Here is a 26,308-nt window from a genome sequence, read left to right on the forward strand (position 1 = left end):
CCACCTGTGCGGGCACTTATACTCCGCCCAGCAATTGGATCGCCCGATCGGTATCGATCACTTCGGCCATCTTGGCCTGCATGTCGAACAGATTGCCCTCGTGCGGGCGCGTGTCGCGGTCAGCACATGCGTCGCTGATCACATAAGGCGCGAAGCCGTGGCACAGCGCATCGAGCGCGCTGGCGCGGACGCAGCCCGAGGTCGAATAGCCAGTGAGCAGCACGGTATCGACGCCCATCGCGTGGAGCATCGGCGCCAGCGCAGTACCAAAAAACGCCGAGGGGTAGAATTTGGAGACGACATGGTCGCCCTCCTCGGGCTGAAGCTCGAGCGGGAACGCGCCGAGCGGCGAGCCGGCGTGAAACGCCTTGAGCGCGGGCACCTTCCGGTAGAACATCCCGCCCTCCAGCCCCCCGGGCGCGTAGGCGATGTTGGTGAATAGCACGGGCACCCCGGCCGCCTTTGCGGCAGCGCGCAGCCGATGAAGCTCGGGCAGCGCGTTGACCGGGCCGAGATAGAGCGGCGAGGCGGGATCGATATACGCCATCACCACATCGATGATGATCAACGCGGGCGACTTGCCGAAGGGCAGCGCGCCGTTGAAGCCGGCGGCGGCATAATCGGTATCGAGTTCAGGCATAATGGTCGGCTTGCTCCAGCAGCGCCTGCGCGCCGGTGAGGTGGTTCATCTGGCCGAGGTCGGCGATCTCGCCGCGCAGTGCGTCGGTCGATCCGGTCTCGCGCAGCACGTCGAGCATCCGCGGCGCGGCGCCCACCAGCGCGTGCATCAGCAGCAACGGGTGGAGCATGACGGCATATCCCATGTCGAAGAACGCGTTGCCCTCGGTGGAAGGGGTGACGCCGCCTTCGACCAGGTTATGCACCAGCGGCACGCGCGTGGCGAAGCGATCGGCGATCGCCTGCGCCTCGTCCATCGTGCGCGGCCCCTCGATGAAGATCAGGTCGGCACCGGCTTCGAGATAGGCTTCGGCGCGCTCGACCGCCGCTTCGACACCCTCGATCGCCAGCGCGTCGGTGCGCGCGACGATCTGGAGCCGCTCGCGTGCGTCGACCGCGGCGCAGATGCGCCCCACCGCCTCGCGCAGCGGCACGACCTGCTTGCCCGCCATATGCCCGCAGCGCTTGGGGAAGCTCTGGTCCTCGATCTGCACCGCGGCCGCGCCGGCGCGTTCGAGCTGGCGGATCAACCGCTGCAAGGTCAGCGTGTTGCCGAAGCCGGTATCGCCGTCGATGACCAGCGGGATGCCGATTCGGTCGGCGATCTGCGCGGTGGCGTCGACCAGCTCGGTGGCAGTGACGAGCCCGATGTCCGGACGTCCGAACCGCCCCATCGCCAGCGCCCCGCCGCTGAGGAACGCGGCGGGGAAGCCCGCGCGTTCGATCAGCAGCGCGGTCAGTGCGTCCCAGCAGCCGGGAAGCTGCACGCGCGGTCGCCGGCCATCCGGCGCCGGCGCGAGCAGCCGCGTCAGCATCAGCCGAGCTGGCCCGGGATATGGCTCTCGTGGTTGGCGAGATACCAGTCGGCGATCTCCTCGCGCGTCGCCCACCACACGCCGGGCAGGCTCTTGGCGTGCGTGATGAACTCGCGCAGCGCGCGGATTCGGTGCGCGCGGCCCGAGACGTGCGGGTGGAGGCCGACATTCATGATCCGCCCGCTGGTCGCGCCTTCCTCGTACAACACGTCGAGCTCCTCGATCAGCGCCTGGGCGAACTGATCGGTGGTGAAGTTCTTCCGCGTGATGAAGGTGAAGTCGTTGATCTCGTTCGAGTAGGGCGTCGATACGATCGGCCCGTGCGGCGTGCGCAGCAGATAGGGCTGATCGTCGTTCATGATGTCGCAGTAGAAAGTGCACCCCTGCTCGGCGAGGATGTCGGCGGTCTGCAACGTCCCGCGTAGCGACGAGGACAGCCAGCCCTTCGACTTGCGGCCGGTGAACTTCTCGAACTGGTCGAGCGTCCGCAGCACGATCTCGCGCTCCTTGGCGGGATCGTTGGCGAAGTTGCTGAGCAGTTCGCCCTGCTCCCAATTGTGCGCCATCAGTTCCCAGCCGCGCTCGAGCACCGCATCGGTCATTTCCTTGCGGCGCTCGAAGGTCACCGCGTTGGTGGTGCACGATGCCGGCACGCCGAGCTCGTCGAACAGGTCGATCATCCGCCACAGCCCGACGCGCTGGCCGTACTCGCGCCAGGTATAATTGGGGAAGTCGGGGGTATGGCCGGGCAGGATGTCGGGCAGGATCGCCGGGCCGCCGGCATAATAGGGCTTGTCGGTGTCCTTGGTCAGATCCCAGGTCTCGAGATTGAACGTCAGGATCAGCGCGACGCGCGCGCCGCCCGGCCACGTCAGCGGCTGGCGTTTGGGCAGGGGGACGTAATCATACTCCACGTCGGGTAATCCTTCTCAATGGTCGCGCAGTAGCGCGCCTAAGCCGTCGATCTGGTCCTTGATGCCCATCGTGCGCAATGCATGCCAGTAGGTTGCGGTGTTGATCGCGATCACCGGCTTCTCCAGCCAGAATTCGGCCATTGCAGCGACCGCCGCGAAGGCGAGGTTGGTGCCGCACTGGATGATCGCATCGACGCCCTCGGATACCTCGATCGCCGCCTGCTTCAACCGCTGCGGGGTCTCATGCGCGATCAGCATCGGCGAGGGCGATTGCAGCCCCACGAGATGGACTACCTCATAGCCCTGGTCCGTGAAGAAGCGGCGCACATTGTCGTCGCCCACCGGCATATAGGGGGTGATGATGCCGAGCTTCTTGATCCCGCCATAGGCCTGGATCGCGGCATCGACCGCGGTCGAGCCCATGATCACCGGCACGCCGCCGGTGCGCTCGACCATGCGCTTGTGCAGCCGGTCGGCGCCCTCGGCGCCATCCCAGAAGGTCTCGGCCGACATCCCCATGATCACGCAATCGGGCGACATCGACATCGCGACATCGGTCGCGTCGAAGGTCGCGTCGCGGATGTTCTGCAGCATCTCCATGAAGCTGTCGGTGTCGGTCACCTTGGTGTCGGGGATCGCGATCCGGGAAAAATGATTGGTCACGCCGCGCGGGCGCATGTCGTCATATTCGGGCTGGACGCTGGTGTTGGTGGACGGCGCAACCACTGCGAACTTGCACCGCCATCCCAGAGAATCGGTCATCACCTGTCCCTTGCCATTTGTCGATGATGGCGAACCTGCGGCGCGGCGGGCGCGCGCGCAAAGGCTGCGGGGCGGCGTAATCGCCTGTCGGTTATTTCGTGAAGCGGCGGGGGCGGCGGCGGGCCGGCGGTGGCAAGCAGGCTGCAACAGACGGGGAAAGAAGATGGCAGCCTATATCGTTGCGACCGTACGCATTTCCGATCCGGAGCGCTTCGCCGCCTATGCCAAGGGCATATCCGGGCTGAGCGAGCAGTTCGGCGGCGTGGCGGTGGTAAAGGGACCGGTCGCCGAGGTGCTCGAAGGCGGCTCGCCGGTCGGCGAGCGCGTGGTGGTCACGCGCTACGAGAGCGCCGACGACGCCCGCGCCTATATCGCCTCCGAACAATATTGCGCCGCCAGCGTGCACCGCGAAGGCGCAGCCGACGTCGAGATGCGGCTGCTGATCGAATGACCGCATCGGCCCGCTGGGGCCGCTCGCGATCTCCCAATCCAATTCGAAGAAAGACTTATGACCGTCAGAACGCGCGTTCTTGTAGTGGGTGCCGGCCCGGTGGGTGCGGTGGCGGCGTATCGCCTGGCGCAGGCCGGGATCGACGTGGTGCTGCTCGAAGCCAATGCGGGCTGTCCCGAAGACATGCGCGCCTCGACCTTCCATGCGCCGACGCTGGGAATGATGGCTGATCTGGGTGTGCTTGCCGAGCTCGAGGCGATCGGGCTAAAGGCGCCGGTCTATCAGTATCGCAACCGTCGCACCGGCAACCGGATCGAGCTCGACTTGGGCGAGATCGCCGACGCGACGCCGCATCCGTACCGATTGCAGTGCGAGCAGTACAAGCTCGCGCGGATGCTGACCGAACGGCTGGCGGGGCACCCACATGCCGAGGTCCGCTTCCAGCGCCGCGTGATCGGGATCGAGCAGGACGCTACCGGCGTGTCGGTGAGCGCCGAGAGCCCGATGGCGATCGAGCGCTTCCGCGCCGATTACGTGATCGCTGCCGATGGCGCCAATTCGACCGTGCGGAAATGGCTCGAGATCGAGTTCGACGGCTTCACCTATCCCGAGCGCTTCCTGACGCTCTCGACTGCCTATCCGATCGAGGACCGCATCCCCGGGTTGGCGTTGGTCAATTACGTCGCCGATGCCGAGGAATGGTGCGTGTTGCTTAAGGTGCCCGAGCTGTGGCGCATCCTGGTCCCCGCCGCCGACGCCGAGGACGATGCGACCCTGCTCGCCGACGCGAAGAAGAACCGCGTGTTCGCCGGGCTGCTCGGCGAGGACGTGGATATCGAGACCTATCACCGCACGCTCTATCGCGTGCACCAGCGCGTCGCGCGCAACTTCCGCAAGGGGCGGGTGCTGCTCGCGGGCGACTCCGCGCATCTCAACAATCCGCTGGGCGGGTTCGGCATGAATTCGGGGATCCATGACGCGTGGAACCTGACGGGCAAGCTATTCGAGATCCTTCTTGAAAACGCGTCCGCCGATCCGCTGCTCGACCGCTACGAGCGCCAGCGCCGCGCGATCACCACGTCGTTCGTCCAGGCACAGACGATCAGCAACAAGGAACTGCTCGAATCGAGCAGCGTCGGCGAGAAGACCGTGCAGGAGCAGAAGCTCGAGGCGCTGATCGCCGACGCCGAGATACGTCGCGCCTATCTGCTGCGCCAGGCGATGATCACCAGTCTCGAGGACGAGGCCAAGATCGCGTAAGGAGCCGTCATCTCGGCGAAGCCCCGGGATGATGGTAGAAAGCTATTCAGCCGCCACGGGCACGCCTTCCAGATCCCGCGTGATCGCTTCGGCACATGCCTGGAGCCCCGGCGCGAACTGGCGGATCGCCGCGTTGACTTCGATTGCCGAGGCGAAGAACGCCACGGTCAGCGCCCCGGCGATCCGGCCATGCTCGAACAGGGGGACTGCGATCGACGAGGTCTTTCCCGGGTTCTGGGTGTAGCGATTGAACCCGCGCGCGGCATAGCCGGCGGTGCGGACCGTATCGAGCAGCCCGCCTTCGCGGACCATCTGGAGCATGTATTTGGTGTCGTCGTCGGCGAGATAGGTGAGGCCGTCGAGCACGCCGTCGCGCTCCTCGGCCTCGGCATGCGCCAGATAGACCAGCCCCGCCGCACAGCCGAGGATGGGCATCGCGTAGCCGGGGAAGTAAGCGTTGAAGGTCAGCGAGGTCTGAGCGTGCGTCGAATCGCGCAGCACCATCGCGCTGCCGACATGCGTGGTCAGCGATATCGGCCAGCCGATCTGCCGGGTCAGCGCCGAGATATGCGGGTGCGTTGCCTGGACGAGCGCGCCATGTCCCTGGAAGCCGTGCGCGAGCGTCTGGACCAGCGCAGTCGGCTGGTAGCGCTTGCGCGTCGTCTCGCGCTCGATCAGCCCTTCGTGGAGCAGGGTCTGCACGATGCGGCATGCGGTGGGGTAGGGCACCGCCGAAGCCTGGGCGATCTCCATCATCGTCAGCGATCCGCCGCGGTTGATCGCCTGGAGTACTGCGATCGCCCGGCTGATCGATCGGATCGGGATACCGCGCTCGTTTTCCTTCACGTCCGTCCTTCCGGCCCGACTCCCGCTTCCTCGCCTGTCGGTCACCGGCAACCTAGGGATTGATGGCATCATTGGGCAACCTATCGTGACAAGAGGATATCTGGGTGAGGGCGAGGCGATGGCGAAACGGGTGATTTCGGCAGGCGTGATGTCGCTCGCGCTCGCCTGCTCTTCGGCCGCCGCACGCGGCGACGCCCTCCCGCAGACGATCGCGGTCGATCCGGTGGTGCTGCACGACGGCAGCGCCCGGGGCATGACGGTGCGGGTGAGCTATCCCGCGGCCGGGCGTGCGCTGCCGTTGCTGATCCTGTCGCACGGCAATCGGCTGTCGCGCGGCGATTATCAGCCTTTGGTGACCGCGCTCGTTCGCGATGGCTATGTCGTGGTTCAGCCTGATCACGGCGACGCCTCGGTTGACGGGTTCGCCCCGGCAACGCCGCAGCCCGATGATGTCTGGCGGACGCGCGTCGAGCAGATTCGTTGGCTTGCCGATCATCCTGCGGCGATCCCCTCGCTCGTGCCCGCGTTGCGCGGACGCATCGACGCCAAACGCATCGCGGTGGTGGGCCATTCGTTCGGTGGGCAGACCGCGGCGCTGGCGATGGGCGCGACGATCGCCGAGCCCGGAAGTGATACGCGCAAGACCTACGCAATCCCCGGAATCCGCGCCGCCGTACTGCTCGCGCCGCCCGGCCACGACGCGGGCCTCACCGCCGAATGGAAGAAGCGCGCGCCCTATCTCAAGCTCGATTGGACGACGATGCGCGGCCCGGTGTTGACCGTCATCGGCATGGAAGACCGTACCCCGCTGACCGACCAGGGGCCCGAATGGCATGCCGACCCCTATCGGCTCGGGCCGAGGGCGGGGGCCCATTGCCTGATGCGGCTGGCAGGAGTGGGGCATTATCTCGGCGGGATCGATGGGCCGTTGCGGCCGCCCGCGGGCGACGCCACGCCCGAGCGCCAGGCGCGGGTGATCGGCGCCACCATCGCGTTCCTCGATGCGGCGCTCGACCGCAGGACCGGCGCGGCCGGCGAATGGCCGCGCCTGCGCGCCGACACCGAGTGCAGATGAGCCAGTCCTGGGCGCCTCACGCCGCCTTGAGTGCGACGAGGACATTGTCGAGCAATTGCTGCCGCTTCGCCGCCAGAGCCGCGGTCATCGCCTCGTCGGGCTGGTAGCGCTCTACTGCGCTAACATCGACGCCCTGCTCGGTCAGCACTGCCTCGAGCACCGCCTGGCGGTCGGTCAGCACCCAGATTTCGCGGGTGAGCGCCAGGATCGCCTCGCCCAGATCGTCTATCCGGCCCTCGGGCAGGATGCGGCGGGGAGGGGTGTGGTCCGAACCGATGCTCATGCGGGCTTCCTGCCATAGATTACATAGGGGTCGCGGCCGGGCTGGGGGTGATAGCCGCGCACGTCGATGAAACCGGCCGCGCGCGCCAGCGGCTCCATATCGAGCGCGGCGGTGGCGCGCCAGAACGGCTCGCCGCCCCATTTTGCGGTCCAGTCCATCCGCCATGCCGCCATCCTGTTAAGCTCCGAAGTGCGCGTGACGTCGGCCATCACCATGTCGCCGCCGGGGCGGAGCACGCGGAACGCCTCGGCGAAGATCGCTGCAATTGCCTTTGGCGGCATCTCGTGGTGGATGGCATAGGCGGTGACCAGGTCGAAGCGCCCGTCCTCGAACATCGGCATGTCCTCGCCCATGCCGTGGTGCAGTTCCCAGGCCAGTCCGCGCTCGTTGGCGACGCGCTGGGCCTGTTCGAGCATGCGCAGCGACGGATCGACTCCGGTCAGCTTCGCACCGGGGAACACTTCGGAGATCGCTACGCTGTGGTGGCCCGAAGAAGTGCCGATCTCGAGAATCTCGCGATAATCGTCGCGCGGCAGCTCGCGCAGGATGATCCGGCGATTGCCGTAGATGTCGCCGGGGAACACTTTCGAGACATATTTCTTGTGCACCAGTTCGCCGTGCACGAAACCGTTATAGGGGCTGGCGTCCCATCCGCCCCGCGTGCGGTGGAACCAGATTTCGGACCAGTAGCGCGGCGCGTCGAAATCATGCCGTTCGAGCGTGGTCGGGCCTTCGCGCAACCGTTCGAGCTCGGGAACGACCTCGTCGGCGATCTGCTCGAACGCCTGCTCGGCCGCGCGGCCATGCTGCTTGGCGCACCATTCGCCGAGCAGCGCGCGCGCCTGGTACACCGGCGACGCCTCCAGCTTCTCGTCGATCAGCCGGTGGCGAGCGTCCATGTCGTCGGGAAGCGTCTCGGCGGTGATGCCGATTGCCGCCAGCTCGGCCTCGGTGCGCTGGTGCAGCCGCCCCGCCGCCTGACGCGTGCTGACTTCGAAATCCATCAGGGCGCGCCCGCGTTGCGCAAGATCGAATTGCATAGATTGCCGACTCCTGTGAGGCGCCAATCCTGTACCGCCATCGGGGCCGCGCCACCACATTCGGCGCCGAATGATCGCAGTGCGATCAAATACCGGTGTCGTCGTTTTGGCTGGCCGAATGTCATGACAGCTTCAAGTCATTCGCCACAGGGGGCGATCAGGCGCGGGCGCCTGGACCAATAAGAAGATAGGGACATCCGGTCATGAAGTCGGTCTTTCTGAGCAGCACCTTCCTGTTGTCCGCGATTCTGTCGCAGCCCGCCTTCGCACAGGACGCCGACTCTGCAATTGTCGAGGATCAAAGCCTTGCCGAAGGCAGCGGCGAGATCGTCGTCACCGCGCGCCGCCGCGAGGAGACGCTCCAGTCGATCCCGGCCTCGGTCGTCGCGGTCACCCAAGAATCGCTCCAGCGCGCTAGCGCCACCGACCTCAGCGACATCGCCCGGCTCACCCCCGGCCTCAGCTTCAACTCGGGCAATGCCGGCGGCCTCGGCGCACCGACGCTGCGCGGCGTGACCAACGTCACCACCACCACCTTTGACAACAATGTCGGCGTGTTCCTCGACGGCGTCTATCTCTCTGCCAAGTCGAACCTCGACATCGACCTGTTCAACCTGTCGCGCACCGAAGTGATCAAGGGCCCGCAGAGCGCGCTCTACGGCAACAATGCCTTTGCCGGCGCGATCAACTATGTGCTCGCGCGCCCGACCGAGACGTTCAGCGGCCAGGTCCGCGCCAGCGTCGGCACCGACGACCTCTACGAGATCGCCGGACGCGTCTCGATCCCGCTCACCTCGACGCTGCGCGCGCAGGTGGTCGGCTCCTACTCGCACTTCGGCGGCACGGTGGATAACCTGAACGGCGAGAATCTCGGCGGCTGGGACAAGAAATGGTCGGCCTCGGGCATGCTCGAATGGACGCCGGGCACGGCGTTCTCGGCCTCGCTCTTCTATTACCATTACGAGGACGAACTCGACGGCGGCGCCAATTACATCTTCACCAACAATTGCGGCGGCACCACGGTCACCACGCCGAACCGCGGCGGCAGCAACCGGCGCTACAAGTGCGGCATCCTCGAGGCGCCCGATCAGGTCAATGTCGATCCGGCTTCCTATTCGCAGCGTAGCAGCGACATCGCGATTGGCCGCCTCGCATATGATTTCGGCCCCGTCGCGCTGCGCTACACCGGTTCGTACGGCAAGTACGACGCCGTCGCGCTGCAGGACCAGCAGCTCAACACGCTGGGCGGCACCGTGCCCACCGCGTCGCGGCGCTTCACCCAGCCGTTCGTTGGTCCAGTGAAGGAATGGAGCCAGGAGCTACGCCTCGAATCCTACGGCAACTCGTTCTTCGACTGGGCGGTCGGCGGCTATTATTACGACCGCGAGGCGACCCAACGGACGATCGTCGGCCTGGGCACCGCGCAGACCGCCAAGAGCCTCAACAACCTCAACGTCGAGAACACGACGATGAAGTCGGCCTTCGCGCTCGGGACGATCAAGATCACCCCGTCGCTCGATATCGAGGCACAAGGGCGCTGGACCTGGGAAGACAAGAACTCGGTCCTCACCAACAACCTGACCGGCGCGGTGCTCCGCCCGGCCGCCGACTTCTCCTACGGCACCTATCGCGTCACCGGGAACTGGCGCTTCGCCGAGAACAAGTCGCTCTACGCGGTGGTCGCAAGCGGCACCAAGTCGGGGGGGTTCAACAACACCGCGGTTGTCAGCGAGCAGGCATTCGGCCCCGAGAAGAACACGACGTTCGAGATCGGCAGCAAGAACCAGTTCCTGAACGGCCGCGTGACGATCAACGCAAGCGCCTATTACATCGACTGGACCGACCTCCAGCTCTCGGTCCCCTCGGCGATCGCCGGGCAGACCAACCCGGTCACCAATATCGGCTCGGCGAGCGTCAAGGGCTTCGACGTCTCGTTCGGCCTGCGCCCCACGCGCAACCTCGACCTGATGGTGTCGTACAGCTACACCGATCCGAAGTGGAACGACGGCACGATCGATTACAGCTCGTCGCGGCAATGCCCGACCGCGGCGGCGTGCGGGCTCACCCAGGTCGGCACCGGGATCGACATTGGCGGCTTCCAGATCCCGCGCACCTCGCAGAACCAATATGTCGGCGCGGCGACCTGGACGATCCCGCTGCGGAATTCGGAACTCTACATCCGCGGCGACGTGTCGTACCGCTCGGAGCAGTCGGCCTCGGCGATCGCGCTGCAATATACCGACGAGCAGGTGCTGGTGAACAGCCGCATCGGCTGGTCGATCGGCAAGTACGAGCTGTCGCTGTTCGTCAAGAACCTGTTCAACAAGCAGTATATTGTCAGCTCGATCACCGAGCCGGAATTCGTGCCGAGCACGACCTTCACCACCGGCTTCGTCGGCAACGGCCGGATCTTCGGCCTGACCGCGGAAGCCAAATTCTGATGCACTCCAAAAGCGAGGCCAGGGCATGACTGCAATTGCGGCGGAAATGCCAGCCTCGCCGAGTCGCGAGGAACTCTCGTGGCGGCTGTGCACGACCTATGGGATGGGGACGATCGCCGTCTCCATCCTGCTCAACACCGTCACCACCTATTTCCCCGCGCTGATGAGCACGGTGCTCGGCCAGACACCAGCGCTCGCCGGGCTGCTGCTCACCTTCTCCAAGCTCTACGACATCGTCGTCGATCTCGTCGTCGGCGACCGGATCGATCGTGTCGCGGCGCGAATGAAGCGGCGGCGGCGCTACATGCTTGTCGGCGCCGGGATTTCGGCGGTCAGCTTCTTCCTGCTGTTCAGCCCGCCGGTGACCAACGGGCCGTGGCTGGTGATCGGCATCGCCGCTATCCTGATGCTCTATTCGACCGGCTATTCGCTGTTCACCGTCCCCTATATCGCGATCGCGCCCGATATCGCGCGCAGCTATGACGGCCGCACCAAGCTGATGAGCTTCCGCACCTTTTTCGGCGCGGTCGGGCAGATGGTCGCGCTTGCCGGCGCGGCGGCGCTGGTCAGGCTCGGCGATGGCGGTGCCGAGGGCTATCGGATCATGGGCGGGGTGCTCGCGCTGGCGATCCTGTTCGCGCAGCTTGCCGCCTATGTCGGCACCGCCGGGGTCGCCGACGATCCCGGCCAGCGTCCGCCCGAGCGCCACGGCATCGTCGAGAGCGCGCAGCAGATCTGGCGCAACAAGCCGGCGATGCTGCTCGTCGCAGCCAAGACGCTTCAGTACATCTCGCTCGCCTGCAACATCTCGACCGGGCTGCTGTTCAAGCTCAACGTGCTCAAGATCGGCTATGAGGGCCAAATTCAGCTCTCGGTGGCGCAGAACCTGGCAATGGGGCTGTGCATGCCGCTCTGGCTCGCGGCCGGGCGGCGCTACGGTAAGCGCAAGTGCTATCTCGCGGCGATCGCGCTCTACGGGCTGACGATGCTGAGCTGGCTGGCGGCGGACTCCTCGATCACAGAAGCCGGACTGATCGTCCGCGGCGTGCTCCAGGGCGTCGGCGCAGGCGGCATGATCCTGATGAGCCTGGCGATGCTGCCCGACGTGATGGAGCACGACTTCACCCTCAACAACACGCGTCGTGACGGCATCTATTCGAGCATCTACGCGATCATCGAAAAGGCCGGCTTCGCGATCGGCGCGGCGGTGATGGGCGTGTATCTCAGCTATGCGGGGTACGCCGCGACCACCAAGGGGAAGCTGGTCGAGCAGTCCGACAGCGCGGTGACCGCGCTCTACGCCGGCAACGCGGTGATCCCGGCGCTGCTGCTCGCGGCGAGCTTCGTCATCATGTGCTTCTATTCGCTCGATCGCGCCAAAGTCGAAGCGGTGGGCCGGTGATCGCCACGCTGCTAAGCCTCGCCTTACTAGCCGCTCCGGCGGCGCAGGCGCAGGATTTCGCCAGCAGCGTCCCGCCGCCCGCGCCCGACTACGCCCGCCCCGAAAGCTGGGCGGTGCGCGGCGACGGCGCCCAGCCCGTCGACATCTTCTACATCCAGCCGACGACCTTCCGCTCGAAACAGTGGAACCAGGATCTCGCCGACACGGCGACCAACGTCTGGACCGATGTCAGCGTCGGCCAGCGCCAGATCAGCGCCTTTGCCGATTGCTGCCGGCTGTTCTCGCCGCGCTATCGCCAGGCTTCGTCGCGCGCATTCCTCGAACAGGCGGGCAACGGCGCCAAGGCATATGCGCTGGCCTACGCCGACGTGCTTCGCGCCTTCCGAGAATATCTGGCGCACGACAATAAGGGGCGCCCGTTCATCATCGCCGGACACAGCCAGGGCGCGTTGCACGGGCTGCGCCTGATCCGCGAGGCGATCGCCGGCACGCCGCTCGCGTACCGAATGGTGGTCGCCTATCTGCCCGGCATCGGCATCCCGCGCGGATCGCTGCCGCTCCCGGCCTGCGATCGGCCGGGCCAGACCGGCTGCATCGCGAGCTGGAACAGTTTCGATCCCGATGCCGACACCAGCGCCTATGTCGCGCGATCGACCGCTGGCTATGCCGGTGCGCAGGAGGGCAGGGCGCTGCTCTGCACCAACCCGCTCACCTTCGATGCGCGCAAGCCTGCCGCCGATTTCGGGACCGGGCAGGGCATGCTGCCCGGTCCCGCCGTCGCCGGGCCGCTGCCGCCGCTGCGCCGTGGGGCGTTGGCGGCAACGTGCGACGGCAACGTTCTGCGTGTCACCTCCAAGCCGGGGGTGCCGGTCGAGCGGTTGCCGGGCGGCAATCTGCACATGAACGACATCGCCTTTTTCTGGGGCGATCTGCGCGCCGATGCCGCTTCGCGGATCGCGGCATGGCGAGGGAAGAAGCGATGAGTTGGATGATCGGGCGACGGGCTTTCGTCGCGGGAAGCGCTGCACTGGCATCGGCACCGGCGATCGCGCGCGCTGCGCCCGGGGGCCCCTGGACTGGCGGAGGCTTTATCGAGCGCGCGGGCGGGCGCATCGCCTATGCCACGCTCGGGCCCTCGACCGGGGAACCGGTGGTGCTGCTGCACAAGGTCGGCGGTTGGATGGCCGATTGGCGCGCCGCCGCGCCGCTGCTCGCCAAGCAGCATCGCATCATTGCGATGGACCTGCCCGGCCATGGGGACTCGACCTATGGCAAGCCGCCCCACGTCCAGACCGTCGCGGAAACCGCGGCCATCCTGCTCGCGGCGCTGTCCGAGCTGGGCATCGACCGCTTCACCGTCGCCGGCAATTCGCTGGGCGGGGTGGTCGGCGTGACGATGGCGGCGCGCTATCCCGAGCGCATCTCCAGGCTTGTCCTCGCCTCGGTTAGCCTGTTCGAGGGCCAGACCCGCGCCGAGCTCGACAAGGTTGAGCAGGCCCGCGATCCGGAGGTGTGGACCAGCGATTGGCGTCCCAAGCCGCGCACGATGGCGCAGGTCGCGCGCTTCGGCACCGTCGATCCTAGGATCGAGGACGAACAGAATGCCAGCCGCGCCAAGGCCGATCGCTGGGTGCGCCCCTCGGAACGCGGCGTCGCGCTCACCGATACGCGCGCACTCTTGGCGAAGGTCCAGGCGCCGACGCTGCTGCTCTATGCCGATCGCGGCTATTACACCAAATATGTCGAGGTCGGCCGCAAAGCCTTGCCGAGCGCGACGATCGTCCAGGTGCCGGGCGCGGGATCGTTCGTCCACCAGGAAAAGCCCGCCGAGACCGCAGCCGCGATGCTCGCCTTCCTGAAGGACAAGCCATGACTCGATCCCATTCCGAGCCGCGCCACGCCATCAAGGCGCAGACCGATACCGAGGATCAGTTGCTCGGGATGGTCACCGCGCTCGCCGCGCAACTCGCGGTGACTCGCGAGCGGCTCGATACGGTCGAGCGACTGGCCCAGGCGGCAGGGCTGTTCGGCCCCGACGAGGTCGACACCTATCAGCCGAGCGCCGATGCCGCGCAGGCGCGTGACACCATACGCAAAACGCTCGTTGCGCGCATCTTCCGCCCGGTCCGCGACGCCGCGGCGCGGACGGCGCAGGCGATACAGGGAGATCAGGCATGAGCCATGCGATGCTTGCCGAGGCCAATCACGACGAGATGGCCGAGCAGCTCTTCGTCCGCGACCTGAAGGGCTTCCTGTCCGGCGAAGTCGAGGCGCTTCAGCGCCGGGCGGCCGAGGTCCTCGATCCCGGCGAGCGGCACAATGCTCGCGTCGAAGAGACCTTCGACCGCCTCCACGAACTCGAAAGCTTCCGCACCTGGGCTGGGCTGCGGCGCAGCGCGCAGGAACTGATGTGGGACGTGGTCGGCGCCTCGGTGGCGCGCCAGTCCGAAACGCTCGCCGCGCGCGCCGCGGCCGCGCCGGATCTCGGTTCGGTCACGATTGCCGAGGATTTCGCGACACCCCGGCATCTCGCGCAAAGCGATGTTCACCTGATGCCCGGTGGCTATCAGGGCGATGACGGCGGCGTCGCCCAGGGCGCGCTGATGGATCGCGGCGGTGCAGTCTATATGCTCGGCCGCAACGGCGGCTTCCTCAACGATCGCCGCGGCCACACCGCGGCGTCGCATCTGCTCCACCGCTTCCCCGATTTCGCGCCCGAGCGCATTCTGGAGCTCGGCTGCGGCATCGGCTCGAGTGTGGTGCCGATCGCCGGCTACTTTCCCGATGCGCGGGTCGACGCCATCGATGTCGGCGCGTCGCAATTGCGCTACGCCCATGCGCGCGCAGCCCATCTCGGCGCCGCGGTGCATTTCCAGCTCGGCGACGCCGTGGATGCGCCGTTCGAAGATGAATCGTTCGATCTGGTCTTCTCGAGCGTGCTGATCCACGAGCTTCGCCCCGGCACGATCGGTGACATGCTCGCCGAATGCCACCGGCTACTGCGGCCGGGCGGGGTGGTGCTCCATCTCGAAGTCCCCCAGCGCTACCAGACGATGGACCTGTGGGGCCGCGTCCGCGGCGAGATCGAGGCGGTCTATAACAACGAGCCCAATTGGAAGGCCGCGATCAGCGCCGATTACGCGACGATGCTTGCCGCGGCGGGGTTCCGCGACGTCGCGGTCGGCTACCAGGCGGCCACCGACAAGGCCGTGCCCGGCAATGCCGGCTTCTCGGACACGTCGCACGGCGTGTTCAACACCTGGGCGGTGATGTCGGCGGTGCGCTAATCGAGAAAGCCGTCGACGATCCTCGCCACGGTTTCCGGGATCGCCTGGAGCATCGCATAGCCGAGGGGGCGTCGAAACGCATCGGCAAGCCGCGTTCGAGGTTTGACCGCGCTGCGGACAGACGCGCGGTCCCGCGCAGCACGGCACCGGCGGTCGTGGCACAGTCCTTGCCATGAGGCGGACCTCGGAACAGCGGCGTATCGCCGCGACGATCGCGATGGCGCTGCTCGTGCAGCCGTCCGTCGCGCAAGCGCAGGCAGGCGACGGCGGCGTCTCTCGGTTCTACGCATGGTCGCGGCCGGTCCCCGCCGCGGGTCGGGTCTTGCGGCGCGAGGCTTTGCCCGATGCGATGCTGCCCGAGGGCGCGGCACGTGGCGAGCGGATCCTCTACGCCTCGACCACCGACTTCGGCGGCGAACGTGCGGTCGCCGTCTCCGGGATCGTGCTGCTTCCCAAGGGGAAGGCGCCCCGCGGCGGCTGGCCGGTCGTGGCCTGGGCGCACGGTACCACCGGCACCGCCGATGTCTGCGCGCCGTCCTGGACCGGCTATCGCGACCAGGACAAGCAAATGCTGAACGCCTGGCTCGCCGCGGGCTTTGCCGTCGCCGCCACCGATTATGAGGGCCTGGGGACGCCCGGCGTGCATCCCTATATGATGCTGGGATCGGCCGCGCGCGGCGTGCTCGATTCGGTACGGGCCGCGCGGCGGATGTTCGGGTTTTCGCGTCGTGTGATCATCGTCGGGCATTCGCAGGGTGCCCACGCCGCATTCGGTGCTGGCCTTCTCCAGCGAGGCTACGCACCCGAACTCGACCTGCGCGGGGTGGCCGTAACCGGGCTCCCCGCCGAGGGCGGCTTCGCACCGCTCGATACCGGCCGCGCCAGCGCAATCTCGCGCGCCGCGCCGATCGACCCCGGAACCCGCCGCGATCCGGTCCGCCGGCTCGACATGACGCGCTTCGACAGCTGGTATGTCGTCACCCTCAAATATTTCCCCACCTATGCCGCCGCCGTCCCCGGCTTCACCCTCGATGACTGGGTGACGCCGCGCACCCGCGCAATCCTCAACGATTTCGACCGCGGCTGCAGCTCGGACAAGGTGGCGCCCGTCTTCGCCGAACGTCCGCATCCGAGCGCGCTGCTCAAGCAGGACGTGTCGGCGATCGAGGAGACACTCTCGCGCTGGCGTCGCTATCCCACGCCGCGCTTCGCCGTGCCGGTCTTCCTCGGCATCGGCCGCCACGATAGCGCGACGGCGCCCGAACTCTCGTTCAACGTCGCGCGCGCCGCCTGCGTCGAGGGTTCGCGCATGACCGTGCGCTTCTACGACGAGGCCACGCACGCCACGGTGGTGCCGCAGGCCCAGGCGGACATCCTCGCCTTCGCCGCCGCAGCGATGGCGGCGCGCGCGCTGCCGGGCAATTGCGGCGGGCTCGCCTGGCCCGGACGCGGCTGACGCTATCCGCTGGGCGGATAAACCACGCGAACCGCTTGGTGCCTGCGGCCGAATGCGAAAACAATGCGGCTTTGCTTTTGGGGACGGTAACGATGGCGACGATAGCGGCAAGCGAGACCGGACAAGGCGGCGCCAAGCCGCTGTCGCTCAAGGCCTGTATCGGCTGGGGGATGGGCACGCTCGCGGTCGCGGCGCTGTTCAACTCGGTCAACGTGCTGCTGCTGCGCTATCTCGTCGACCATGTCGGGATCGGCGCGGCGCTGGCGGGGACGCTGGTGGCGGGATCGAAGCTGTACGATGCCGTGATCGACCCGATCGTCGGCAGCGCCAGCGATCGGACTCGATCGAAGCACGGCCGCCGCCGCCCGTTCGTGCTCGCGGGCGGGGTGATGCTCGCGATCGCCGCACTGCTGCTGTTCAACGTGCCCGGCGGGTTCGATGGCACCGCGGCGGTCATCTATGTCGGGATCGCTTTGCTCTTCTATTCGACGGCCTATGCGGTGTTCAGCGTGCCGTACATGGCAATGCCCGCCGAGATGACGACCGACTATCACGAGCGCTCGAGGCTCATCTCGTTCCGCGTCTATGCCGTGGGTGCGGCGAGCTTGGTCGCGACCTTTGTCGGGCCGCTGCTCATCGCGCGCGGCGGCGGCGGGCAATCGGGGCACACGATGATGTCGCTGTTCGTCGCGACGCTCGCCATCGTCGGCACGGTCTATTGCTTCCGCGCGACCCGCGACGCGCCGTTCCACTACGGCAGCGAGCATGTCCGCCTCGGCATCGTCGAGAAAATCCGCCAGCTCGCGGGGAACACGCCCTTCATGCTGCTGCTGGTGATCAAGATGCTGCAATTGACCGCGCTGGCGGTCACTCAGGCGGCGACGCCGTTCCTGTTCAAGCAGGTGCTCGGGTTCAGCGACACGATGCTCGGGCTGTATTTCCTCGTCTTCTACGTCTCGATGATGCTGTCGCAGCAGGTGTGGATGCGGTTCGGCCGCACGATGGGCAAGCGCAAGATCTATCTGATCTCCACTGCGCTCTACGCGCTGATGTACCTAAGCTGGTATTTCGTCGTGAGCGGCGAGCCGGTCTATCTCACCTTTCTCCGCGCGATCGGCCTGGGTGCCACGGCGGGCGCCGTTCTGCTGTTCGGCCAGTCGCTGCTCCCCGATACGATGGAGTGGGACTATCGCCGCACCGGGCTTCGCCGAGAGGGGGTGCTGTCGGCGGTGTACACGATCGTCGAGAAGCTCGCCTTCGCGGTCGGCGCGGCGCTTACCGGCATCCTGCTCGGCGCCTCCGGCTATGTCCGCGCAACCGGCGCGGCGGGGGTCACCCAGCCGCAGTCCGCGGTCAATGCGATCTACTTCCTCGCCTCGTTCGCGCCGATGATCCTGCTCGCGCTGAGCTGCGTCGCTTTGTGGTATTACGACCTGAGCGAAGAAAAGCTGCGCGGCGAGGAGGCCTGAATCCCTGAAAAATCCCCTCCCTTTCAGGGAGGGGAGTCTACCGCTGCATTTTCGACGCAATCTAATCCAGCGCCGCCAGGCTCGCCTCGATCGCGGCGACGGTGGCGCGCATCTCGGGGACCAGCCGGTTGGCGGCCTCGGCAGTGCGCATCGCGCTGGCGAAGTAGATCACCGTCATCGCGCCGGTCGCTTCGCCACGATCGAACACCGGCATCGCGATCCCCGAGGTCTTTCCGGGATGGCGGGTATAGGGCACGTTAGCCCGCGTCGCGAAGCCGTGCGCGCGGATCTGCGCGCGCAGATCGCCCTCCACCAGCAGGTCGAGCGCATATTTGGCGTCGGGCAATTCCATCGCGCGCAGCCCGGCGACGATGTCGCGGAACTTTGGCTCGGCGAGGCTGCTCAGATAGGCGAGGCCGGCCGCGCATTCCAGCACGGGCAGGCTATAGCCCGGATCGGGGCTGGAAAAGGTCATCGTCGTGTGGTGATGACTCGAATCCTCGACCACCATGTTTGGCCCGATCCGCACCGTCACCGAGACCGGCCAGCCGATCCGGCGGGTGAGCTCCAGGATATGCGGCCGCGCCGCCGTGGCCAGCCGGCCCGATCCCTCGAAGCCCTGCGCCAGCGCGCGGACCAGCCCGGTCGCCCGATACTGCTTCCGCCCCGGCTCGCGCGCGATCAGTCCCTCGGCGACCAACGTCTGCACGATCCGCGAGGTGGTAGCATAGGGCATTGCGCAATATTCGCAGATCTCCATCAGCGACATCGCGCCCATGCGGTTGATCGCCTTGAGCACCGCGATCCCGCGGCTGAGCGAGCGGATCGGCACGCCCCTATCCATCGGTGCGAGGCAGGGTTGCAACCGGGCGGACCAGCTCCATCCCCAGCAACAGCAGCGCCAGCACTGCGGCATAGCCGCACACCGCTGACCAGCCGGCGGTCGCAAACAGCAGGGTGCTGATCGACACGCTGACCGCACCGCCCAGGAAATAGCTGACCATGTACACGCTGTTGATCCGCCCGCGCGCGGCCGGATCGAGCGCGAAGGCCGAGCTCTGGTTGCCGGCATGGCTGAGGCCGCCGCCCAGGTCGATCAGCAGCACCCCGGCGCAGAACAGCGCGATGCTGGCATGCGATTGCCAGAGCAGCGCATAGCCCGCGAGCATCAGCAGCGCCGCGATGAGCTGCGCGTGGCGATACCTGCCCTTGTCGACCCACCCGCCCGCCACCGAGGCTCCGGCCGCGCCTGCGACGCCGACCAGCCCGATCAGGCCGGTCTGGAGCGGGTTCATCTGGAACTGCGCCAGCAGATGTCCGGCATAGGTCGCCCAGAACGCCATCAGCGCGCCCATCGTCAGCGCGCCGTTGAGCGCATGGCGGCGCAGCCGCGGCATCGCGCCGATCAGCGCGCCCATTGATCGCATCAGGCTGCGATATCCCGTGCGCTGCGCCGGCATGCTCGGCGTGCCGGTCTTGGCGAGGACGATCGCGATCAGCAGGATGCACAGCGACGACCCCGCATAGAGATAGCGCCAGCCGATCGTCTGCTCGACCAGCCCGGCGACCACGCGCGACAGCAGCACCCCGGTCAGCACCCCCGAAAGCACCAGCGACGATGCCTGTCCCTCACGCCCCTTGGGCGCGAGCAGGGCCGCATAGGGCGTCATCAGTTGCGCCGCGCAGCAGCCAAGTCCGACCAGGAACGCCGTGCCCCAAAGCGCTGCTAGCGAATGCGAGGTCGATTGCACCGCTGCGGCAATGGCGAGCAGGACCAGCGTCGCGACGATCGTCCGCCGTCGCTCGAACAGGTCGTACAGCGGCAGGACGGTCAGCAGCCCAACCGCGAGCCCCAATTGGGTGACCGCGGGAAGCACGCCCATCGCCGCCGCGGGCACTCCGAAATCGTGCGCCATCGCCGGCAGCAGCGGCTGGCTGAAATGGCCGTTGGCGGCGACGAACCCGCCTGCCACCGCCAGCATGCCGATCCGCGCGCCGAGCCCACTGGAGGGTGGGGCGGCAGGCTGCGCAACGGGCTCGGCGGCGTGGTCCATGCCCGATTCCTAAGGTCGGGCCGGCACGCCGCACCAGCGCCAAGCTCGATCTCTCCGCCTGGTGGATAGGCGGCGCCGGCGCCGTTCAATTCGTTCCGCCGCCAGTGGAGGCTGGCCCCGTTCAAAGAAAATAATCGGCGAGGAACACCGAACTCAAAGGGAGCCAGCATGACCCAGATCCACACTCTGTTACGCGCGTCCATCTCCTGCCTCGCGATCGCTACCGCCGGGATTCCCGCGGCAGCGATGGCCCAGTCTGCCGACGCCGAAGCCGAGGCCAGTGATTCCTATGGCGACATCGTCGTGACGGCGCGCCGCCGCGAAGAAAGCCTGCAAGAGGTGCCGCTGACCATCACGGCGCTGTCCGAGGAGCAGTTGCAGCGCACCGGCACGAGCAGCCTTGCCGATCTGGCGACGCAGACGCCCGGTCTTGCCTTCCAGGATTCGAACGGCGCGTTCCAGGCGCCGGTGATCCGCGGCGTCGCGCAGGTCGATCAGGTCGGTGCACAGGGCAATGTCGGCGTATTCGTCGACGGCGTGTATCTCAACAATCGCTCCGGCCTCGAGTTCGGGCTGATGGACATCGCCCGGATCGAAGTGGTGAAGGGCCCGCAGAGCGCGCTTTATGGCCGCAACACCTTCGCGGGCGCGATCAACTATGTCACGCGCGCGCCGAGCACCAAGGAGTTCGGCGGCACCTTCATCGGCGAGATCGGCGATTATGGCCGTCGGAAGATATCCGCCAGCCTCAACGTGCCGCTCGTCCAGGACATGCTCGCGGTGCGGCTGTTCGGCGGCTACGCCAAGTTCGACGGCACGATCCTCAACGAACGCGACGGCGAGAATATCGGCGGCTACGACCACCGCTACACCTTTGGCGGGACCGTGCTGTTCCAGCCGACGCCAGAGCTGTCGATCAAGCTGTTCGCCTCGCACACCGATCAGGAGAACGACCAGGGGCCGCTGGTCGGCATGCCCTCGATCGCCAATAATTGCGGATCGCAGGTCGTACGCTCCGGGGTGACCTACAACACGCTGCTGTGCGGTGAGCTGCCCAAGTTCACCAGCGTCAACATGGATACCAATATCGGCTATGGCCTGCGCGGCGACAGCGACCTGTTCTACGGCACGGCGACCTATGATTTCGGCGGTGCCGCGCTCACAGCGCTGGTCAGCCACACCAAGGCCGGCTTCTCGTCGCTGATCGACACCACGGCGGATCCGACCGCAATCAACACGCCCGCAGGCACGCGCTCGCGCCAGCAATTCACCAATTCGGTCGGCGACGCCTCGAAGGAAACCGCAGTCGACATCCGGCTCGATTCGACCGGCAGCGGCCCGCTGCAATGGACGATCGGCGCCTATTTCTTCGATTCGAACGTGTCCGACATCCTCGAGCTTTCCGGCCAGCCGGTCGGCCAGCCCAATTCGACCCCCGTCGCTTTCTCGCAGCGCGGCGGCATCCTCGATACCAAGGGCTGGGCGATCTACGGGTCGGCGGCGTTCAAGTTCAGCGACGCGTTCAACGCCCAACTCGAGCTGCGCTATAATGACGAGAAGCAGGATTTCTCGGGCCGCGGCACCGCGGCGGCGGCGCGTGGATCGAACGACTACAAGTTCCTCACCCCGCGGCTGACGCTCAACTACCAGCTCGACGGTGCGCTGGTCTATGCCTCGGCCGCGCGCGGCTACAAGACCGGCGGGTTCAATTCGAACGCGTTCGGGCTGCCGCAGTTCATCTACGAAGCCGAGACCAACTGGACCTACGAGCTCGGCATGAAGACCAATCCGGTGCGCGGGCTGCAGCTCAACGGCGCGGCGTTCTACATCGACTGGAACGACCTGCAGGCGCAGGTGCAGATCCCCAGCTCGACACTGAACGTGGTGCAGAACAATGGCGGCGCCCGCTCGGTCGGCGTCGAGCTCGACGCGACCTATAACTTCACGCCCGATCTGTTCCTGCGCGTTTCTGGCACCAAGCTGCGTCCCACCTACAAGGACGACGTCCTCGACGGCGAGGTCGCGGCGCCGTGCGGCGACATCACCGGCAGCCAGATCGCGGTTCGTGGATGTTCGTACGCGGTCGGCGGCAACCAGCTTTCGCGCACCACCGATTTCCAGTTCGCGATCAACGCGGGATATACCGCGCGCGACATCGTGCCAGGCGTGAATGCCTATATCCGCGGCGACTACAGCTATCAGGCAAGCAAGTTCAGCGACTCGCTGAACTTCCAGCGCCAGGGCGATATCGAGCTCGCCAATGCCCGTATCGGCATCGAGCCGGCCGCGGGCGTCGATATCTCGCTCTGGGTCAAGAACCTGTTCGATTACAAATACAACGCCCGCGCCACGGTGGTAGGATCGGTGGCCGACGGCTCGCCGCTCTCGGGCATCACCTATACCCGAGTCTATCCCGGCGAGCGGCGTACCTGGGGCCTGACTGGGTCGTATCGCTTTTGAGCGAGCGGGGCCGGGATATCGTGATCTGAGCCACTAACGAAAACAAGAATCCAGAAGGAACATCATGTCCAACACGTATCTCGGCCCCGACAATATCGATGATCTCGGGCGCATGGTCACCGCGCTGCTCACCGAATTGTGGATCACCCGCGATCGGGTGGCGGTGCTCGAGCGGCTGCTGGAGGAGCAGGGCGTAGTCGCGCCGCGTGCCGTCGATGACTATATTCCTACCCCCGAATTCGATGCCGAACTCGAGACGATCCGCGACCGGATGGCGGGCAACGTGATCGGCGCGCCGCTCGCTGCCCGCGAGCGCAGCGTCGACCAGATCCTCGAACGCGCGGGCCTGTCGCGACCGAAGTCCGGGGAGCAGGCATGAGCGCGATCGGCCAGCATGGCCGCGCGGGCGTCGACATGCTCGGCGCGATGCAGAAATTCGCTTCGGGGCAAGTCCGCCGCGCGGCTAGAGAAGCATTCTACGCCGACCCCGCTGCCGACGCGCTGAAAGGCGGCCCCCCCGCGCCGGACCGCACCAGCATCATGCAATGGGTAGGGCAGGCACGCGATGCCGCCGAAGGGCAGCCGCTCTATCGAATCGAGCGCTTCGTCCAGGCCTATGTCGCGCTGTCGATCTACGAGTTCGGCATCCCCGCAGTCGAGCGCGTGCGGGATCGCTTCCCCGTGCCTTCAGATGCCGATGCCGACGCTGGGATCGAGACCGATCCGGCGCTCGTCATGCCCGATTATTATGGCCATGACTGGCATCTGCGCCCCGGCGGCTGGGACGGCTACGACCTCTACGGTCCGCACGGCGCGCATGTCATCCGCCCGATCTTCAAGCTCGGCGGGTTCGCCGCCGCGCCGGTCGGCAGCAATATCGGCCAGCAGCGGCTCGATGTGATCGCCGAGCTTCCCCGCCGCGACTATCGACGAATCTACGAACCCGGCTGCGGCAACGGCGCCACGCTGGCAGCGCTGCACAAGAGCTTTCCCGATGCCGAACTGGTCGCATCCGACCTATCGCTCGAACAACTGCGCGCTGCCCGCCGGCTGACCGACGCGCTCGGCATTCCCGCGACGCTGCGCCAGCGCGATGCCGCGACTTCCACGGGCGAGGAATCCGAGAGCTTCGACGCCGTCGTGACCTTCGCGCTGCATCACGAATTGCCGCACGCCGCCAACGTCGCGCTGCTCGCCGAGATGTTCCGCATCCTCAAGCCTGGCGGCGACATCGTCCTCTCCGATCCACCGCCGTTCCGCGCGATCGATCCGTTCCACGCAGTGCTGCTCGACTGGGACACGGTCCATCGCGAGGAGCCCTTCTTCTCCGAAGCCGGCGCCTCCGATTGGGGCGCCGAGATGGCGCGGATCGGGTTCGTCCACGTCCAGGCCTATCCGCTCGGCCCCGACAGCTATCCATGGGTAACTCGCGCCATTAAGCCGGCCTGACTAGCCGATCGTTGCGGCTAGCTCCCGGAAGCGATCCATCAGCGCCGCGACAGCGGGCGTGCGGATCAGGTCGGGGCGATAGATCAGCCCGCCCTCGGGCTCGCTCGCGGGGCTCTCGACCGTGTCGATGCGGACCAGCCGATCGACAAGCAACGGCGACTGCGCCACCGGATCGGGCAGGATCGTCAGGAACGCGTTGGTGCCGAGCAATTGCGCGAGCAGTGCGATCGAGCTGCTCTGCACCAGCCGCCCCGGCGGCATCACCCCGCGATCGGTGAAGAAGGCCGAGAAGGTCGTGCGCAACGAGGTGCTTCCGGCAAGCGCCCAGTCGCAATCGGCGAGTTGCTCGACACTCAGCTTGCTGCCTCCCGCCAGCGGGTGGTTGACCCCGGCATAGGTGCCGCAGGGCATCACGAACAGGCTCTCATAGATCAGCCGCGGGTCGCGGAAGCCCGGGACGAACAGCGAGAAGGCGAAATCCAGCTCCTCCTTCACCAGCCGCCGGCTGAGCTCGGGATCGGAGCGCGTGACGACGGTGATGTCGACATCGCGATTCTCCGCGCTGAACCGGCCGAGTACGTCTTGGGCGACAGTATAGGCGAAGACGTTGTGCAGCCCGATCTCGGCATGCCCGCTCTTCATCGCCTTGTACGCCAGCATCTCGTTGAGCGTCCTCGCACGCGCGTTCCAGATACTCTGCGCGCGCGGCAGCAGTTGCCGGCCGAATTCGGTGAGGGACACGCCGCGCGCCTCGCGCTTGAACAGCGGCAGGCCGAGCAGGTCCTCGAGCGTGCGAATGCTGCGGCTGACCCCCGATTGGGTGAGGTTCAGCTCGTCCGCCGCCTTGCCGACGCTGCCGAGCTGCGCGGTGACGATGAAATGGTGGAGATGCTGCATTTCCATCGGCCGACTCTCTTTGCATTTAAGTAATGAGTTATAGTCATGGAAACCAGACTATATCGAGTTTGAAATGTCATGGAGGCATATCTTAGCCTCGCGTCATCGAATCGTAAGAAAGGGACGCACATGACCTTTTTCACCAGCGCTACGCCGCAAGGCGCGCAACCGGCATTCGGGCTCTCGCAGAACGGAAGAGCCGGGATGCAGATGCTGGGCTCGATCCAGAAATTCGCCTCGACCCGGTTGCGCAGCACCGCCCGGGCGAACTTCGAAGGGGCCGAGGCGGGCGCGGCGCTACACGAGGAGCATGTCGATGGCGCGAGCGATCGCCATTCGGTGGCCGATCGGGTCAAGCGTGCCAAGGCGGTCGCCTATGCGGACCCGGTGTTTCGCCTGGAGCGCTTCTTCCAGCGCTATGTCGCCGAGGAGAATTTCAACCGCGGCATCCCCGCGATCGAGGAGCGTCGTTCGCAGTTCGAGGCGTTCCTGGTGCCCGGCGGCACGGGGCGGGGGAGGCTCCAGCTCGATCCCACGATCGATCCGCCCGCTTATCATGCCAGGACCGAGTGGCATCTCGAGCCCGGCGGCTGGGACGGCTACGACCTCTACGGCCCGCTCTTCGCCTTCGCGGTGGGCCCGCACGTGTTCCGCCACGGCGGCTATGCCGCGGTCGGGCCCGGCACCGACATCACCCGCCAGCGGATCGATGCGGTCCGCCAATTGCCACGCGAGCGCTACGAGCGGATCTACGAGCCGGGTTGCGGAGGGGTCTCCACCTTCCGCGCCATCGCCGCGGTGCACCCCGAGGCGGAACTGGCTGGGTGCGATCTGTCGCCGCTGCTGCTGCGCAATGGCCATCTTCTCGCCGAGCGGCAGGGCATCCAGGTCGATCTCAAGCAATGCGATGCCACCGCCACCGGTGAGCCCGATGCAAGCGTCGATGCCGTCGTCACCTATGCGCTGCATCACGAGCTTCCGCCCAAGGAGAACGCAGCGCTGTTCCGCGAGATGTTCCGCATCCTCAAGCCCGGCGGCGATATCGTGCTGAGCGATCCCCCGCCGTTCCGCGCGGTCGACATCTTCCACGCGGTTGTGCTCGACTGGGATACCGATCACCGCGAGGAGCCGTTCTTCAGCGCCTCGTGCCTCGCCGATTGGGGCGTGGAACTGGCGGGTGCCGGCTTCACCCAGGTCGAGGCCTATGCCATCGGCCCGGACGGCTATCCGTGGATCACTCGCGCCCGGAAGCCCGAGACGGTGCAATAG

At 66.7% G+C, this 26,308-nt stretch carries 25 protein-coding genes; 15 read left to right on the forward strand and 10 right to left on the reverse strand.

All coding sequences use genetic code 11. The features are described from left to right. Positions 1–16: 16 nt before the first annotated feature. From RZN05_RS03760 to RZN05_RS03775, 4 genes are read right to left on the reverse strand one after another with little or no spacing between them, the layout of a single operon-like run. Complete coding sequence (locus RZN05_RS03760) at positions 17–640, reverse strand: isochorismatase family protein (protein WP_317225284.1); 624 nt, start codon at positions 638–640, stop codon at positions 17–19. Then, the gene (locus RZN05_RS03765; protein ID WP_317225285.1) at positions 633–1,493 is read right to left on the reverse strand and encodes an isocitrate lyase/PEP mutase family protein; all 861 of its coding nucleotides are present in this window, start codon (positions 1,491–1,493) and stop codon (positions 633–635) included. Before RZN05_RS03765 ends, RZN05_RS03760 begins: the two co-directional genes overlap by 8 nt. Then, a complete protein-coding gene (locus RZN05_RS03770; protein ID WP_317225286.1) occupies positions 1,493–2,407 on the reverse strand; it encodes a polysaccharide deacetylase family protein in 915 nt (304 codons plus the stop codon). The genes RZN05_RS03765 and RZN05_RS03770 overlap by 1 nt, the downstream gene beginning before the upstream one ends. Positions 2,408–2,422: 15 nt before the next feature. Further along, positions 2,423–3,169 (reverse strand): maleate cis-trans isomerase family protein, encoded by a 747-nt coding sequence (locus tag RZN05_RS03775; protein WP_317225287.1) that lies wholly within the window; start codon positions 3,167–3,169, stop codon positions 2,423–2,425. A gap of 163 nt (positions 3,170–3,332) precedes the next feature. Between RZN05_RS03775 and RZN05_RS03780 the strand changes: the two genes are divergently transcribed. Further along, positions 3,333–3,620 (forward strand): DUF1330 domain-containing protein, encoded by a 288-nt coding sequence (locus RZN05_RS03780; RefSeq protein ID WP_317225288.1) that lies wholly within the window; start codon positions 3,333–3,335, stop codon positions 3,618–3,620. Between the two features lie 57 nt (positions 3,621–3,677). Then, positions 3,678–4,880 carry an FAD-dependent oxidoreductase gene (locus tag RZN05_RS03785; protein WP_317225289.1) on the forward strand — a complete coding sequence of 401 codons (1,203 nt, stop codon included), beginning with the start codon at positions 3,678–3,680 and terminating at the stop codon, positions 4,878–4,880. A gap of 42 nt (positions 4,881–4,922) precedes the next feature. Here the strand turns inward: RZN05_RS03785 and RZN05_RS03790 are convergent, their stop codons facing one another. Continuing rightward, complete coding sequence (locus RZN05_RS03790; protein ID WP_317225290.1) at positions 4,923–5,726, reverse strand: helix-turn-helix domain-containing protein; 804 nt, start codon at positions 5,724–5,726, stop codon at positions 4,923–4,925. Positions 5,727–5,844: 118 nt separating this feature from the next. Here RZN05_RS03790 and RZN05_RS03795 point away from each other — a divergent pair, with 118 nt between their 5' ends. Then, positions 5,845–6,801, forward strand: a complete 957-nt coding sequence (locus RZN05_RS03795) for an alpha/beta hydrolase family protein (RefSeq protein ID WP_317225291.1) — start codon at positions 5,845–5,847, stop codon at positions 6,799–6,801. A gap of 16 nt (positions 6,802–6,817) precedes the next feature. On the opposite strand, the gene RZN05_RS03800 is transcribed toward RZN05_RS03795, so the two are convergent. Both RZN05_RS03800 and RZN05_RS03805 read right to left on the reverse strand, forming a co-directional pair. Beyond that, entirely contained in the window at positions 6,818–7,084 is a 267-nt protein-coding gene (locus RZN05_RS03800) for a hypothetical protein (RefSeq protein ID WP_317225292.1), read from the reverse strand. Continuing rightward, on the reverse strand, positions 7,081–8,124 hold the full coding sequence (locus tag RZN05_RS03805; RefSeq protein ID WP_317225293.1) for a class I SAM-dependent methyltransferase: 1,044 nt from the start codon (positions 8,122–8,124) through the stop codon (positions 7,081–7,083). Before RZN05_RS03805 ends, RZN05_RS03800 begins: the two co-directional genes overlap by 4 nt. Before the next feature lie 203 nt (positions 8,125–8,327). Between RZN05_RS03805 and RZN05_RS03810 the strand changes: the two genes are divergently transcribed. From RZN05_RS03810 to RZN05_RS03845, 8 genes are all read left to right on the forward strand, one after another. Beyond that, complete coding sequence (locus RZN05_RS03810) at positions 8,328–10,565, forward strand: TonB-dependent receptor (RefSeq protein ID WP_317225294.1); 2,238 nt, start codon at positions 8,328–8,330, stop codon at positions 10,563–10,565. Between the two features lie 25 nt (positions 10,566–10,590). Beyond that, positions 10,591–11,967 carry an MFS transporter gene (locus RZN05_RS03815; RefSeq protein ID WP_317225295.1) on the forward strand — a complete coding sequence of 459 codons (1,377 nt, stop codon included), beginning with the start codon at positions 10,591–10,593 and terminating at the stop codon, positions 11,965–11,967. Continuing rightward, complete coding sequence (locus RZN05_RS03820; protein WP_317225296.1) at positions 11,964–12,950, forward strand: DUF3089 domain-containing protein; 987 nt, start codon at positions 11,964–11,966, stop codon at positions 12,948–12,950. The genes RZN05_RS03815 and RZN05_RS03820 overlap by 4 nt, the downstream gene beginning before the upstream one ends. Further along, on the forward strand, positions 12,947–13,840 hold the full coding sequence (locus RZN05_RS03825; protein WP_317225297.1) for an alpha/beta fold hydrolase: 894 nt from the start codon (positions 12,947–12,949) through the stop codon (positions 13,838–13,840). Before RZN05_RS03820 ends, RZN05_RS03825 begins: the two co-directional genes overlap by 4 nt. After that, a complete protein-coding gene (locus RZN05_RS03830) occupies positions 13,837–14,145 on the forward strand; it encodes a hypothetical protein (RefSeq protein ID WP_317225298.1) in 309 nt (102 codons plus the stop codon). The genes RZN05_RS03825 and RZN05_RS03830 overlap by 4 nt, the downstream gene beginning before the upstream one ends. Continuing rightward, positions 14,142–15,254, forward strand: a complete 1,113-nt coding sequence (locus RZN05_RS03835; protein ID WP_317225299.1) for a class I SAM-dependent methyltransferase — start codon at positions 14,142–14,144, stop codon at positions 15,252–15,254. Before RZN05_RS03830 ends, RZN05_RS03835 begins: the two co-directional genes overlap by 4 nt. A gap of 172 nt (positions 15,255–15,426) precedes the next feature. After that, positions 15,427–16,710, forward strand: a complete 1,284-nt coding sequence (locus RZN05_RS03840) for a lipase family protein (RefSeq protein ID WP_317225300.1) — start codon at positions 15,427–15,429, stop codon at positions 16,708–16,710. Between the two features lie 92 nt (positions 16,711–16,802). Next, the gene (locus tag RZN05_RS03845) at positions 16,803–18,179 is read left to right on the forward strand and encodes an MFS transporter (protein WP_317225301.1); all 1,377 of its coding nucleotides are present in this window, start codon (positions 16,803–16,805) and stop codon (positions 18,177–18,179) included. Positions 18,180–18,240: 61 nt separating this feature from the next. On the opposite strand, the gene RZN05_RS03850 is transcribed toward RZN05_RS03845, so the two are convergent. Next, complete coding sequence (locus tag RZN05_RS03850) at positions 18,241–19,023, reverse strand: helix-turn-helix domain-containing protein (protein WP_317225302.1); 783 nt, start codon at positions 19,021–19,023, stop codon at positions 18,241–18,243. After that, entirely contained in the window at positions 19,016–20,233 is a 1,218-nt protein-coding gene (locus RZN05_RS03855) for an MFS transporter (RefSeq protein WP_317225303.1), read from the reverse strand. Before RZN05_RS03855 ends, RZN05_RS03850 begins: the two co-directional genes overlap by 8 nt. Positions 20,234–20,479: 246 nt before the next feature. Between RZN05_RS03855 and RZN05_RS03860 the strand changes: the two genes are divergently transcribed. From RZN05_RS03860 to RZN05_RS03870, 3 genes are all read left to right on the forward strand, one after another. Further along, positions 20,480–22,693, forward strand: coding sequence for a TonB-dependent receptor (locus tag RZN05_RS03860; RefSeq protein WP_317225304.1), 2,214 nt, complete (start codon positions 20,480–20,482; stop codon positions 22,691–22,693). A 64-nt stretch (positions 22,694–22,757) separates the two neighbouring features. After that, positions 22,758–23,072 (forward strand): hypothetical protein, encoded by a 315-nt coding sequence (locus RZN05_RS03865; protein WP_317225305.1) that lies wholly within the window; start codon positions 22,758–22,760, stop codon positions 23,070–23,072. After that, the gene (locus RZN05_RS03870) at positions 23,069–24,142 is read left to right on the forward strand and encodes a class I SAM-dependent methyltransferase (protein WP_317225306.1); all 1,074 of its coding nucleotides are present in this window, start codon (positions 23,069–23,071) and stop codon (positions 24,140–24,142) included. Before RZN05_RS03865 ends, RZN05_RS03870 begins: the two co-directional genes overlap by 4 nt. Here RZN05_RS03870 and RZN05_RS03875 read toward each other — a convergent pair whose 3' ends face one another. Further along, the gene (locus RZN05_RS03875; protein WP_317225307.1) at positions 24,143–25,045 is read right to left on the reverse strand and encodes a LysR family transcriptional regulator; all 903 of its coding nucleotides are present in this window, start codon (positions 25,043–25,045) and stop codon (positions 24,143–24,145) included. Between the two features lie 123 nt (positions 25,046–25,168). Here RZN05_RS03875 and RZN05_RS03880 point away from each other — a divergent pair, with 123 nt between their 5' ends. Beyond that, the gene (locus tag RZN05_RS03880; RefSeq protein ID WP_317225308.1) at positions 25,169–26,308 is read left to right on the forward strand and encodes a class I SAM-dependent methyltransferase; all 1,140 of its coding nucleotides are present in this window, start codon (positions 25,169–25,171) and stop codon (positions 26,306–26,308) included.

This window comes from Sphingomonas sp. HF-S4, from assembly GCF_032911445.1.
GTDB classification, from domain to species: Bacteria; Pseudomonadota; Alphaproteobacteria; order Sphingomonadales; family Sphingomonadaceae; genus Sphingomonas; species Sphingomonas agrestis.